The 13,086-nt window shown below is 72.4% G+C and carries 12 protein-coding genes and 1 pseudogene; 6 read left to right on the forward strand and 7 right to left on the reverse strand.

The genetic code is table 11. The features are described 5' to 3' along the window. Nucleotides 1–59: 59 nt before the first annotated feature. From ACWCXC_RS06955 to ACWCXC_RS06970, 4 genes are all read left to right on the forward strand, one after another. Complete coding sequence (locus ACWCXC_RS06955) at nt 60–1,037, forward strand: acyl-CoA desaturase (protein ID WP_450683293.1); 978 nt, start codon at nt 60–62, stop codon at nt 1,035–1,037. After that, complete coding sequence (locus ACWCXC_RS06960; RefSeq protein WP_450887091.1) at nt 1,034–1,720, forward strand: TetR/AcrR family transcriptional regulator; 687 nt, start codon at nt 1,034–1,036, stop codon at nt 1,718–1,720. The genes ACWCXC_RS06955 and ACWCXC_RS06960 overlap by 4 nt, the downstream gene beginning before the upstream one ends. A gap of 283 nt (nt 1,721–2,003) precedes the next feature. Then, the gene (locus ACWCXC_RS06965; RefSeq protein ID WP_450887266.1) at nt 2,004–3,671 is read left to right on the forward strand and encodes an FG-GAP repeat domain-containing protein; all 1,668 of its coding nucleotides are present in this window, start codon (nt 2,004–2,006) and stop codon (nt 3,669–3,671) included. Between the two features lie 83 nt (nt 3,672–3,754). Further along, nucleotides 3,755–5,521, forward strand: a complete 1,767-nt coding sequence (locus ACWCXC_RS06970) for an FG-GAP repeat domain-containing protein (RefSeq protein WP_450887268.1) — start codon at nt 3,755–3,757, stop codon at nt 5,519–5,521. 34 nt (nt 5,522–5,555) lie between these two features. Here ACWCXC_RS06970 and ACWCXC_RS06975 read toward each other — a convergent pair whose 3' ends face one another. Next, complete coding sequence (locus ACWCXC_RS06975) at nt 5,556–5,939, reverse strand: VOC family protein (protein ID WP_450887093.1); 384 nt, start codon at nt 5,937–5,939, stop codon at nt 5,556–5,558. Further along, entirely contained in the window at nt 5,940–6,734 is a 795-nt protein-coding gene (locus tag ACWCXC_RS06980) for a trans-aconitate 2-methyltransferase (protein ID WP_450683290.1), read from the reverse strand. A 148-nt stretch (nt 6,735–6,882) separates the two neighbouring features. On the opposite strand from ACWCXC_RS06980, the gene ACWCXC_RS06985 reads away from it, so the two are divergent. Beyond that, complete coding sequence (locus ACWCXC_RS06985) at nt 6,883–7,380, forward strand: MarR family winged helix-turn-helix transcriptional regulator (RefSeq protein WP_136328054.1); 498 nt, start codon at nt 6,883–6,885, stop codon at nt 7,378–7,380. Here ACWCXC_RS06985 and ACWCXC_RS06990 read toward each other — a convergent pair. After that, nucleotides 7,339–8,136: a LuxR C-terminal-related transcriptional regulator gene (locus ACWCXC_RS06990; RefSeq protein ID WP_450683302.1), complete on the reverse strand. Its 798-nt coding sequence runs from the start codon at nt 8,134–8,136 to the stop codon at nt 7,339–7,341. The genes ACWCXC_RS06985 and ACWCXC_RS06990 overlap by 42 nt on opposite strands. Nucleotides 8,137–8,417: 281 nt before the next feature. Here ACWCXC_RS06990 and ACWCXC_RS06995 point away from each other — a divergent pair. Then, nucleotides 8,418–8,855, forward strand: a pseudogene (locus ACWCXC_RS06995) (GNAT family N-acetyltransferase); the annotation flags it as partial. Between the two features lie 23 nt (nt 8,856–8,878). Here ACWCXC_RS06995 and galK read toward each other — a convergent pair. From galK to ACWCXC_RS07015, 4 genes are all read right to left on the reverse strand, one after another. Next, the gene (gene galK / locus ACWCXC_RS07000) at nt 8,879–10,045 is read right to left on the reverse strand and encodes a galactokinase (protein WP_450887095.1); all 1,167 of its coding nucleotides are present in this window, start codon (nt 10,043–10,045) and stop codon (nt 8,879–8,881) included. Further along, nucleotides 10,042–11,022 (reverse strand): UDP-glucose 4-epimerase GalE, encoded by a 981-nt coding sequence (gene galE, locus ACWCXC_RS07005; RefSeq protein WP_450683288.1) that lies wholly within the window; start codon nt 11,020–11,022, stop codon nt 10,042–10,044. Before galE ends, galK begins: the two co-directional genes overlap by 4 nt. Next, nucleotides 11,019–12,062, reverse strand: coding sequence for a galactose-1-phosphate uridylyltransferase (gene galT, locus ACWCXC_RS07010; protein WP_450887098.1), 1,044 nt, complete (start codon nt 12,060–12,062; stop codon nt 11,019–11,021). Before galT ends, galE begins: the two co-directional genes overlap by 4 nt. A 132-nt stretch (nt 12,063–12,194) precedes the next feature. Further along, nucleotides 12,195–12,890, reverse strand: coding sequence for a helix-turn-helix transcriptional regulator (locus tag ACWCXC_RS07015; protein WP_450683286.1), 696 nt, complete (start codon nt 12,888–12,890; stop codon nt 12,195–12,197). Nucleotides 12,891–13,086 lie beyond the last annotated feature (196 nt).

Consider the following 13,086-nt stretch of genomic DNA (forward strand, 5'->3'; position numbering starts at 1 on the left):
GGTTACGGAACCGTAGCCTCGGTGTCCGCTCGCATTCCTACCCTCAGGGGACTCCCCAAATGAATCCCAGCCCCGAAGTGATCGAGGCCGCCCCCGCGGCCGGTCAGGCTCCTCCCCTCGCCACGCTCGGCGGGGACAACAAGCGGTCGATCGAGCAGATCGCGCTCCTGCTGTTCATCGTCGTCCCGTTCGTGGCGCTGGTCGCGGCGGTGCCGCTGGCCTGGGGCCGCGGGGTGAGCTGGCTCGACCTGGGCCTGATGGTGGCGATGTACTTCATCGGCTGCCACGGGATCACGATCGGCTTCCACCGGTATTTCACCCATGGCTCGTTCAAGGCGAAGCGTCCGCTGCGGATCGCCCTGGCGGTGATGGGGTCGCTGGCGGTGGAGGGCCCGCTGGTGCGGTGGGTGGCCGATCACCGCAAGCACCACCGCTTCTCGGACGCGGAGGGCGATCCGCATTCGCCGTGGCGGTTCGGCGAGACGCTGCCGGCGCTGCTGAGGGGCCTGTGGTGGGCCCACATCGCATGGATGTTCGACGAGGAGCAGACGCCGCAGCAGAAGTACGCCCCCGACCTGGTCCGCGATCCGGTGATCCGGGGGATCTCCCGCCACTTCGCCTCCTTCACGGTGCTGTCGCTGGCGATCCCGCCGCTGGTGGGCGGTCTGGTGACGATGTCCTGGTGGGGCGCGGCCACGGCCTTCTTCTGGGGGTCCCTGGTGCGGGTGGCGCTGCTGCACCATGTGACCTGGTCGATCAATTCCATCTGCCACGCGGTCGGCAAGCGCCCCTTCAAGTCCCGTGACCGCTCCGGGAACGTGTGGTGGCTGGCCGTGCTGTCGTGCGGCGAGTCGTGGCACAACCTGCACCACGCCGATCCGACGTGCGCCCGGCACGGGGTGATGCGCGGTCAGATCGATTCGAGTGCCCGGCTGATCCGCTGGTTCGAGCAGCTGGGCTGGGCGCACGACGTGCGCTGGCCGGACGCCGCCCGGATCGAGTCCCGGCGCCGCCCCGCGCGGGCCGACGCGGCATGATTGACGACGTGGCGACCGAATCGAGTACAGGCAGCGAGAACACCCGTTCCCCTTCGACCCGGCGGGCCCGCCGGGTGCGGATGACCGGGAAGGAACGCCGCGAGCAGTTGCTCGACATCGGTCGCACGCTCTTCGCCGACAAGGGCTTCGAGGGCACGTCGGTGGAGGAGATCGCCGCCCGCGCGGGGGTCTCCAAGCCGGTGGTGTACGAGCACTTCGGCGGCAAGGAGGGCCTGTACGCGGTGGTGGTCGACCGGGAGATGCGTCAGCTCCTGGACATGGTGACCGGGGCGCTGACCGCCGGGCACCCGCGTGAGCTGCTGGAGCAGGCCGCGTTCGCGCTGCTGGACTACATCGAGACGTACACGGACGGGTTCCGGATCCTGGTGCGCGATTCGCCGGTCGCCCAGTCGACCGGCACCTTCGCCTCGCTGATCAGCGATATCGCCACCCAGGTCGAGGACATCCTGGGTCTGGAGTTCAAGGCCCGGGGCTTCGATCCGAAGCTGGCCCCGCTCTACGCGCAGGCGCTGGTGGGCATGGTGGCGCTGACCGGCCAGTGGTGGGTGAACGCCCGGAAGCCGAAGAAGTCCGAGGTCGCCGCCCATCTGGTGAACCTGGCCTGGCACGGGCTGGAGAACCTGGAGTCCAAGCCCCGGCTCATCGGGCACCGCAAGAGCTGAGCGGCGGGTCCGGGGGCCGTTCGGCCAGGGGTCCCCGGCCCGCCGTACATCGTTTACAGCTAAAGCACTTCTTTCCCCGTGGGCACAGTTGTAGAGTCTGTGAACATCCCGGGAATGCCTCAGTACGCGTGTCAACCATGCGTGAAGGCATTTCTCCCGGTTCCACCACGTAACCCCTGGGGGGGCTTTGACTTCTGTGGAACCCGGCCGTCTCGTCCTGCCCGCGCGCCGGAAGCGCGCGGGCCGGATCGCGGCCTGCACCGCCCTCGTCCTCTCGGCCGGCATGCTGCTGGCCGCCCCGGCCTCGGCCGATGACACCGCGCCGCGGCGCACCGCGGTCGACCTGCCCGCGCCCGAGCTCGGGCAGCTGCCGTCGCTGACGCTCCCGAAGCACCCCGCCGCGCGCTCCTCGCGCGCCTCCGGGGTCGCGGGCGCCGCCGGCGCCGCCGCCGTCCCGGCCAAGCCCCGGCTCGACGTCGACGACGACGGCTACAGCGACACCATGTACCGCGGCATCGACGGCAATCTGTACGTCGAGCCGTCGACGGGCGCCGAGGGCCACCCGTACACGATCAACGGCGACTACGAGGAGCTGTACAAGGACATCGTCGCCCCCGGCGACCTGGACGGGGGCGGGCGCCCCGAGTTCCTGACCCTGTCCGCGACCGGCACCCTCTCGCTCTTCCAGAGCTGGGGCGCCGACTCCACCGGCTACGCCACCTGGTCCGGCAAGGGCTGGAACATCTACAACAAGCTGGTCGGCCCCGGCGACGTGAACGGCGACGGGCGCGGCGACCTGCTGGCCCGTACGCCGGCCGGCGAGCTGTACCTGTACATCAGCAACGGCGCCGTCGACAGCAACCCGTTCAAGTCCCGCGTCCTGGTGGGCAAGGGCTGGGGCGCCTACGACCAGCTGGTCGGCGCGAACGACGTGACCGGGGACGGCATCGCCGACCTCTTCGCCCGCACGCCCGCCGGTGACCTGTACTTCTACGCCGGTACGGGCACCGCCTCCAAGCCCTTCGCCAAGGCCGCCAAGGTCGGCAAGGGCTGGAACATGTACAACCAGATCATCGGCATCGACGACGCCAACGGGGACGGTCTCGGCGACGTCATCGCCCGTACGCCGGCCGGCGCGATGTACTACTACGAGTCGACGGGCGTGGGCAGCTTCCTCACCCGTACGGGCGGCGGCACCGGCTGGAACGGCGCCTCGCTGTTCGTCGGCGCCGGCGGCAACCCGGACTTCGGCAAGAACGAGATGCTGGGCCTGGACACCAAGGGCAACCTGTTCTGGTACTACCCGCTGAACAACGGGACGCTCTCCGCCCGCCAGCAGGTCGGCGACCGGTTCGGCGGGGCCAACCTGACCTTCGCGTCCTCGTTCGACAAGGACGGCGCCGCCGACCTGATGCAGCTGTACGCGGGCACGCTCTACAACGGCAACTACACCATCGGCAAGGGCTGGGGCGTCTACAACGCGCTGGTCGGCCCCGGCGACCTCAGCGGCGACGGCAAGGGCGACCTGCTGGCCCGCGACCGCTCCGGCTACCTCTACCTGTACAAGGGCAACGGCACGGGCAGCGCCTTCGCCTCCCGGATCAAGGTGGGCGGCGGCTGGAACGCGTACAACAAGCTGGTCGGCGCCGGTGACTACACCGGGGACGGCCGCACCGACCTGCTGGCCCGCACCCCGGGCGGCACGCTCTACCTCTACCCCGGCACCGGGGTGGCGACCAAGCCGTTCGGCTCGCGGATCACCGTGGGCAACGGCTGGGGGACGTACAAGAAGCTCGTCGCGCCCGGCGACATCAACGGCGACGGCAAGGCCGACCTCCTCGGCGCCGACGCCAAGGGCGACCTCTACCGCTACACCTCGACCGGCACCGGGAAGTTCACGGCGCGGGCGAGGGTCGGCGGTGGCTGGAACACGTACGTCAACCTGTACTGATCCACGACCGGCCCGAGGGGGCCGCCGCGCACGCCGCGCGGCGGACCCCGCGGGCCCGCACCCCAGGGGGGGCTTTGACTTCTGTGAATTCCACGGACCGCGTCCGTCGTCCCGCGCGCTCGCGGCGCGCGGGACGGATCGCGGCCTGCACCGCTCTCGTCCTCTCGGCCGGCATGCTGCTGGCCGCCCCGGCCTCGGCCGGTGACACCGCACCGCGGCACGCCGTGACGGAACGTTCCGCCACCGCGGCCCCACGGCCGGTGCTGGACCTGCCGCAGCCCACCGCGGCCGGCCGCAAGGCCGCCGCCGCACAGGCGGCCGACGCCCCGGCGGTGAAGCCGCGCGCGGACTTCGACGGCGACGGCCGCTCCGACCTGATCTACCGGGACTACGCCTCCGACCTGCTCGTCTCGCCGAGCGGCGGCGCCGAGCGGGCCTTCGACATCCCCGGCAAGGTGCCCTCGGCGTTCAAGGACATCATCCCGGTCGGCGACCAGAACGGGGACGGGGTCGCGGACCTGCTGACCCTGTCTCCGTACGGCTCGCTGACCTTCCGCGCGGGCTCCTCGATCGCGGGCACCGGCCCCGCCGGCTGGACCGGCAAGGGCTGGCAGATCTACAACAAGGTGCTCTCCCCCGGTGACCTCACCGGCGACGGGCGCGCCGACCTGCTGGCCCGCACCCCCGAGGGCGAGCTGTACCTCTACCCGGCGACCGGCAACACCACCACCTCGCCGTTCGCCGCCCGGATCCTCATCGGCAAGGGCTGGGGCAGGTACGACCAGCTCATCGGGGCGAACGACGTCAACGGGGACGGCATCGCCGACCTCTACGGGCGGACCGTCTCGGGCGACCTGTACTTCTACACGGGCACGGGCTCGACGCAGAGGGTGTTCGACGCCACGGGGCCGCGGGTCGGCCACGGCTGGAAGATCTACAACCAGGTCATCGGCACCGACGACCTGAACGGCGACGGCCGGGGCGATCTGGTCGGGCGCGCGGTCAACGGCGACGTCTATGTCTACATGTCCACGGCGAACGGCGAGCTGACCCCCCGGGTGGCCGGCGGCACCGGGCTGAACGTGGCCTCGCTCCTGGCCGGTGCGGGCGGCAGCCCGGACTTCGGCAAGAACGACCTGCTCGGCCTCGACACCAAGGGCACGCTCTGGGCGTACTGGTCGCTGAACAACGGCAAGCTGAGCGCCCGCGACCAGCTGAGCGAGACCGGCGGCTGGAAGGGCGCCAAGCCCTTCTACGCCTCCTCGCTCAACGAGAACGCCCTGGTCGACCTGATGGAGTCCTACGACGGCGGCATCTACAACTACAGCTACTCGCCGGACTCCACGCACCGGGTGAGCACCGGGTGGGCCGGCTTCACGGCCGTGGTCGGCCCCGGCGACCTCACCGGCGACGGCAAGGGCGATCTGCTGGGCCGCGACAAGAGCGGGGTGCTCTACCTCTACCCCGGCAACGGCACCGGCAGCGGCTTCTCGTCCCGGATCCGGGTCGGCGGCGGCTGGAACGTCTACACGGTGATCGTCGGCGCCGGTGACTTCACCGGGGACGGCCGCACCGACCTGCTGGCCCGCGACAAGGAGGGGGTGCTCCGGATGTACCGGGGCACGGGCGACAAGTACCGCCCCTTCCTCTCGCCGTTCCCGGTCGGCCGGGGCTGGAACACCTACACCAAGCTGGCGGCGCCCGGTGACCTCACCGGCGACGGCAAGGCAGACCTGGTGGGCGTCGACCGCAACGGCAGCCTCTGGCTCTACATCTCGAACGGCGAGGGGCAGTTCACCAAGCCGGTCCGGCTCGGGGGCGGCTGGAACACGTACTCCCTCCTGAACTGACGCCTTCCGCACACGCGGGTCCCCCGGGGCCCCGTCACCGGTCCTCCGGTGACGGGGCCCCGTCCGGTTCCAGGAACTCCAGGCGGTTGCCCACCGGGTCGTGGCTGGAGAAGCGGCGGTGGCCGGGCAGGTTCCCGTCCCAGGTGACCTCGGCGCCGCGTTCGGCCAGGCGCCGGGCGTACCCCTCGATGTCCGTGACGCGCAGTCCGGGGTGGGCCTTGCGGGCCGGGCGGAAGTCCGCCTCGACGCCCAGGTGCACCTGGACCGGGCCGGCGGCGAACCAGCAGCCGCCCCGGGCCGCCAGGACCGGCGGCTTGGGGATCTCCGTCATGCCGAGGACGCCCGTGTAGAAGGCGCGCAGCGCCTCCTCGGAGCCTGCGGGGGCGGCCAGTTGGACGTGGTCGAGTGCGGTGATCATCTACTTCTCCCGGTGGCAGACGGCGAAGATCCGGCGGAACGGGAAGACCGTGCCGTGCGGGCCCGCCGGGTAGGCGGTGCGCAGCAGGTCGCGGTAGTCGGCGAGGAAGGCGTCCCGGGCCTCCTCGTCGTCGGCCAGCGCGGTGAGGACCGGGCGCAGTCCGGTGCCCTTGACCCAGTCGAGGACCGGGTCGGGGCCGGTCAGCAGGTGGAGGTAGGTGGTCTCCCAGACGTCGGCGGTGCGGCCGGGGCCGGCGAGCAGGCCGAGGTAGCCGGCCGGTTCGAGGACGGCGTCGGCGTGGCGGAGCACTCCGCCGAGGCGGGAGCGCCAGCGCGGGGATCCGGCGAGGTCGCGCATCAGGGCGTGCGAGGGCTGGTCGAAGTTGCCCGGGACCTGGAGGGCGAGGGTGCCGCCGGGGGTGAGCCCGGCCAGCCAGTCGGGGAAGCGGCCGGCGTGCCCGGGGACCCACTGGAGGAGGGCGTTGGAGACGATCAGGTCGTACGGCTCGGCGGGGGTCCACGTCGCGGCGTCGGCCTCGGCGAAGTCCAGCCGGGCGGTGGTGCGGGCGCGGGCCCGTTCCAGCATCTGCGGGGAGGTGTCGTAGCCGGTGATCCTGGCGGTGGGCCAGCGGGCGGCGAGCAGGGCGGTGACGTTGCCCGCGCCGCAGCCGAGGTCGGCGATGCGGGGGGCGTCGCCGGGGAGCGGGGGGATGCGGGCGAGGAGATCGTGGAAGGGGCGGGTGCGGTGGTCCGCGTGGCGCAGGTACTGCTGCGGATCCCAGAGGGGTGCGGTCATGGGGTCAGGGTCCGCCCGAATATATCTCGATGTCAAGAGACTCGACTTCAAGACACTCGCGTTCGAGGAATTCAGACATGAGAAACTTCTGGTCAAGAGACTTGGATTCAAGAGACTTCATATCGACAGACCCTCTACACTGATCCACATGGAGGACGAGGTCGACCGACTGGTCGCTGCATGGCGCCGCGAGCGCCCCGACCTCGACGTGGAACCACTCGAGGTCCTCAGCCGCGTCTCCCGCCTGGCCCGCCATCTCGACCGGGCCCGCCGCATCGCCTTCGCCGAGCACCAGCTCGAACCGTGGGAGTTCGACGTCCTCACCTCGCTGCGCCGCGCCGGAGCCCCGTATCAGCTCTCCCCCGGCCAGCTGCTCACCCAGACCCTGGTCACCTCGGGCACGATGACCAACCGCATCGACCGGCTGACCAAGAAGAACCTGGTCGAACGGCTCCCCGACCCCAACGACCGCCGGGGCGTCCTGGTCCGGCTGACCGCCGAGGGCCGCGACAAGGCCGATCAGTCGCTGGCCGGGCTGCTCGCCCAGGAGCGGGCCATCCTCGGCGAGCTCTCCCGTCAGCAGCGCGGCGAACTGGCGGGACTGCTACGCCAGTTGACCGCCCCGTTCGACAACATCCCCGGCTAGCGGGGCCTGCTCCAGATCGACCGGGCCGACCCCGGCCCGCCGGGCCAGCGCCACCGCGGCCAGCGTGGAGTGCACCCCCAGCTTCCCGAGCACGTTCTGCATGTGCGTGCGCACCGTGTGCGGGGAGAGGAAGAGCCGCTCCGCCACCGCCTTGCGGCCCAGCCCCGCCACCATGCAGCGCAGCACCTCGCGCTCGCGCGGCGTCAGCGACTCGACCAGCACCTCGCTCTCGGTGCGGTGCTTGCGGTCCGCCGTCAGCTCCCGCAGCACCCCGGTGAGCAGGGCGGGCGGCAGATGCGTCTCGTCGCGCAGCACCCCCCGGATCACCGCGAGCAGCCGTTGCAGCGAGCTGTCCTTGGCCACCCAGCCGCAGGCACCGGCCTGGAGGGCGAGCGCCGCCCGGCGCGGGTCGTCCTTCTCGGCGAGCACCACCGTGCGCACCGAGGGCCGCAGCGAGCGGACGCCGGCCACCAGGGAGAGCCCGTCGACGGGCCCGTTCTCCCCGCTGTCCGGGGCGGGCACCGGGACCGGGCCGGTGGTCCGGCCCTGACCGGGGGCCGGGATGCCCAGTTCGGCGTCGACCAGGAGGACGTCGTAGCAGCGGCCCTCGGCGGCGGCCCGGTCCAGACAGCGCAGGGCGGCCGGACCACTGCCGGCGGCGGCCACCTCGACGTCCGGCTCGGCGGCGAGCGCCGCGGCGAGCGACTCGGCGAAGATGCGGTGGTCGTCGACCACGAGAACCCGGATACGGACCACAGGCACCCCCATGCTGTGCGTTCTGGGGCGCCGGCGCGGCCCACCCCCCTGCGGGGCCGGACCGGCACGGATACGACGCCCGGAGCGGGGAGTCGGTCCGCGGCCCACGGCCGCCGCCGTGGGGGGTGACCGCTCCTCCGCCCGGACGCCGTATCCGGCTGTCTCGTACCCCTGAATCAGCACCGGCCCCCACCGGTGCTGAGCATCAGGGTACGGGTGGGGGCGGGCGGCGGAAGGGAATTCACGGAACTGGCCGGCTTGGGACCCCTAGGGTGGGGTTCATGTTCCGTTTTGAGACAGAAGTGGACAAAGAACGACGTCAACTGCTGCACCGGCGGCTGCGCGACGACAACACCGCGCGCTCGGCCCGGATCCGCGCGCTGCGTGAGACCCCCGCCGCGCACCAGCTCCCGCTGGAGGTCTGGGCGCTGGACGGTCGGGGCCGGATCGCCGCCGGGCTCGCCGGCCACGTCTGGGCGCACTGGCTCCACGTCGACCTGCTCTGGGTCGACGCCGCGCACCGCTCGGCCGGTCTCGGCTCCCGGCTGCTCGACGAGGCGGAGCGGCGGGCGCGCGAGGAGCACGACTGCGGCCGCTCGCGGGTGGAGACCTGGGACTTCCAGGCCCCGGACTTCTACCGGGCCCGGGGCTACGAGGTGGCCGGGCGGGTGGTGGACTACCCGCCCGGCATCACCGAGTTCACGCTGGTCAAGGAGCTGGCCGGGCCCGCTCCCGGGACGGCTCAGACGAGCCGGCGGGCACCTGCCGACGGCACGGCCGGGAAGATGCCGGGGGCCGCGTAGCCCTGGGCGGTGAAGGCCTCCAGGACGGACGTGGCGACGGCGTCGGCCCGGTCCTCCTCCACCAGCACGATCGCGGAACCGCCGAATCCGCCGCCGGTCATCCGGGCGCCGAGCGCACCGGCCGCGTTCGCCGTTTCGACCACGAGGTCCAGTTCCGCGCAGGAGACCCGCAGATCGTCGCGGAGCGAGAGGTGCCCGGCGGTGAGGACCGGTCCGGCCGCGCGCACGTCACCGGCGTCCAGCAGGGCGATGACGTGCTCCACCCGCTGGTTGTCGCCGACCACATGGCGGACGTAGCGCACCACGGACTCGTCCGCGCCCGCCTCGGCCAGCCGGCCGAGCGCCGCGTCCAGCTCCTCGTACGGGAGGTCGCGCAGGGTGGGTATGCCCAGCAGACGGGCGCCCTCCTCGCAGCCGGCCCGCCGCTCCGCGTAGGCGCCGTCGCCCAGCGCGTGCTGGACGCGGGTGTCCACGACCAGGAGGCTCAGCCCCCGGGCGGCCAGGTCGAAGGGGACCTGTCGGCGGCCGAGGTCGCGGGTGTCCAGGTGCAGGGCGTGGCCCTCGGTGCAGCAGGCGGACGCCATCTGGTCCATGATCCCGCAGGGGACGCCGACGAAGGCGTTCTCCGCGCGCTGGGCCAGGACCGCCAGGGCGGCGGCGTCCAGGCCGAGGCCGAAGAGGTCGTTCAGGGCCAGCGCGGTCACCACTTCGAGGGCGGCGGACGAGGAGAGCCCGGCGCCGGTGGGGACGGTGGAGGAGAGCTGGATGTCGGCGCCGGTGACCGGGTGCCCGGCCTCGCGCAGCGCCCAGACGACCCCGGCCGGGTAGGAGGCCCAGCCGTGGCCCTGGCCGGGGGCCAGTTCGTCGACGCGCAGGCTCACCACGCCGCCCGGCACATCGGTCGAGTGCAGCCGCAGGACGCCGTCGGTACGGGGGGCGACGGCGGCGCGCGCGGTGTGCGGGAGGGCGAGCGGCATCACGAAGCCGTCGTTGAAGTCGGTGTACTCGCCGATCAGGTTGACCCGGCCGGGTGCGGCCCAGATCCCCTCGGGCGCGCTCCCGTACAGCTCGGTGAAGGAGGCGGTCAGCTCAGCGTGGTCGGTCATGGTGCGGTGGGCTCCTCTCGGCGGGCGAACGTCCAGGCGTCGGAGACGATTCCGGCCAGGTCGGCGCGGGACGGCCGCCAGCCGAGCCGTTCCCTGGCGGTGGCGGCGGAGGCGACGAGGACGGCCGGGTCGCCGCCGCGGCGCGGGGCCGCGGTCTCGGGGACGGGGTGGCCGGTGACCTCGCGGACCGTCTCGATGACCTCGCGGACGGAGAAGCCGTTGCCGTTGCCGAGGTTGCAGATCAGGTGCTCGCCGGGGGTGGCGGCGTCGAGGGCCAGCAGATGGGCCTCGGCGAGGTCCGCGACGTGGATGTAGTCGCGGACGCAGGTGCCGTCCGGGGTCGGGTAGTCGTCGCCGTAGACGGAGATGGACTCGCGCTGCCCGAGGGCGACCTGGAGCACCAGCGGGATCAGATGGGACTCGGGGCTGTGCCGCTCGCCGCAGTCGCCGTAGGCCCCGGCCACGTTGAAGTAGCGCAGGGAGACGGCGGCCAGGCCGTGGGCGGTCGCCTCGCCGCTGATCATGTGGTCGACGGCGAGCTTGGTGGCGCCGTAGGGGCTGGTGGGGGCGGTGGGGTCGGTCTCGGTGATCGGGCTGGAGACCGGTTCGCCGTAGGTGGCGGCGGTGGAGGAGAAGACCAGGGTGCGCACCCCGGCGTCGCGCATGGCGGCGAGCAGGGCGGTGGAGCCGCCGACGTTGTTGACCCAGTACTTCTCCGGGTCGGTGACGGACTCGCCGACCTGGGAGTACGCGGCGAAGTGCAGCACCCCGTCGTAGGAGGAGTCGAGCCACTTCGCGGCGTCCTGGACGCGGCCCTCGATGAACTCGGCGCCGGCCGGGACGCCCTCGCGGAAGCCGGTGGAGAGGTCGTCGAGGACGGTGACGGCGTGGCCGGCCTCCAGCAGGTGCTGGGCGACCACACTGCCCACATAACCCGCACCGCCGGTCACGAGGTACTTCTTCGGGGTCTTGCTCACTGGCTCGCTACCTCTCGCAGTCGCTGGGCCGCGGTCTCCGGCGGCACGTCGTTGATGAACACGCTCATGCCGGATTCGGAACCCGCGAGGAACTTCAGCTTGCCGGAGGTGCGTCGGATGGTGAAAAGCTCCAGATGGAGCCCGAAGTCATCCCGTCCCTCGACCCCGAACGGCGCCTGGTGCCAGGCGGAGATGTACGGGGTGGGCGGCTCGCCGGGGCCGAAGATCCGGTCGAATCGCCTCAAGAGTTCCAGATAGACCTGGGGGAACTCCGTGCGGGCCGCCTCGTCGAGGTACCGCAGGTCGGGGACGCGGCGCCGGGGGTGGAGGTGGACCTCGTACGGCCAGTGGGCCGCGTACGGGACGAAGGCCACCCAGTGCTCGGCGGCGAGCACGATCCGCGAGCCGTCGGTCTCCTCCCGGGCGAGCACGTCGTCGAAGAGGTTCCCGCCGGTCTCGGCGCGGTGGGCGGCGGCCGAGCGGAGCATCAGCTCGGTGCGCGGGGTGACGAAGGGGTAGCCGTAGATCTGGCCGTGCGGGTGGCCCAGGGTGACGCCGATCTCGGCGCCCCGGTTCTCGAAGCAGAACACCTGGGTGACCTGCGCGAGCTCGGCGAACTCGGCGGTGCGGTCGGTCCATGCCTCCAGCACCAGTCCGGCCTGCTCCTCGGTGAGGTCGGCGAAGGACGCGGAGTGGTCGGAGGTGAAGCAGACGACCTCGCAGCGGCCGGAGTCGCCGGCGAGCGAGGGGAAGCGGTTCTCGAAGACGGCGACGTCGTAGCCGGTGTCCGGGATCTCGCTGAGCCGGTCCCCGGACGAGGGGCAGAGCGGGCACTCGTCGGCCGGCGGGTGGTAGGTGCGTCCCTGGCGGTGCGAGGCGATGGCGACGCTGTCGCCGAGCAGCGGATCGCGGCGGACCTCGGAGGAGGTCGAGACGGCGTCGAGCGGGCGCCGGTCGACGGCGTCGCGGACGACGTCGTCGCGGCTGTCGTAGTAGATCAGCTCCCGGCCGTCGGCGAGCGTCGTAACCGTCTTCTTCACCGGACTCCTCCCAAACAGAACCGAACACAATGAACCACAAATCAACAGACTCGTCAATGATGCGGCGCATGCGTCGGAGGCGTACGGCACAGCCGTACGCCCGGGAGCGGAGATGTGGGGGAAAGGGGCCGGTCAGGCCGTGGGGTCCGGGCCCCTCGGGGCCTCCCGCACCGCCCGGTCGAGCAGTCCGGTACGCGCGGCCAGCGCGGCCGCCTCCAGCCGGGAGCCGACGCCCAGCTTCATCAGCACCCGCTGCACATGGGTGCGGGCGGTGCTCGGCGCGATCCGCATGCCGGCCGCGATGAGCCGGGTGTCCTCGCCCTCGGCGACCCGGACCAGGACCTCGACCTCGCGCGGGGTGAGCATCCGCAGCAGCCGGCGGCCCTCGTCGTCGGGCTGCGCGGAGGGGTTGAGCAGGTCGGCGAAGGCGCCCTGGAGGAGCTGGGGCGCGATCGCGGCCTCGCCGGCGCGGGCCTTGACCATGGCGCGTTCGACGCCCTCGATGCGCTCGTCGTGGCGGACGTAGCCGGCCGCCCCGGCGGCGAAGGCGGCGGCGATGCCGCGCGGACTGGGCACCGGGCCGAGGACCACCACGGCGATCTGCGGCCGCTCGCGCCGGATCCGGGCGACCGGGTCGAAGGTGCCGGGCTCGGCCGGGGCCCCCGTGCCGAAGAGGCAGACCTCGGGCGTCCGGGCGATCACCAGCTCCGCCGCGCCCGAGGCGGGCGCGGCGGCGGCGAGCACCCGGTGCCCGCGCAGTTTCAGCGCCGAGGCCAGCGCCTCCGCGAGCAGTCGGTGGTCGTCGACCACCATCAGCCGCACGCCCATCGGGCACTCCCCCTCACGCCGTCAGGCCCCCCGGCCCGCTACAGACCCGGCAAGTTACACGCTTGTTCGAGGCTGCGGGCCGGTTCGCCGGGAGAACGACCGAGACAGGCGACTTCCTGTGCGTTCGGAGCGAGTCGGTGTTCCCGTATGGCCGGATCTCCGTCGCCGCGGCCGGCCCGGTCATGCGCGAGGGGGG

This window comes from Streptomyces sp. NPDC001515 (assembly GCF_053597115.1).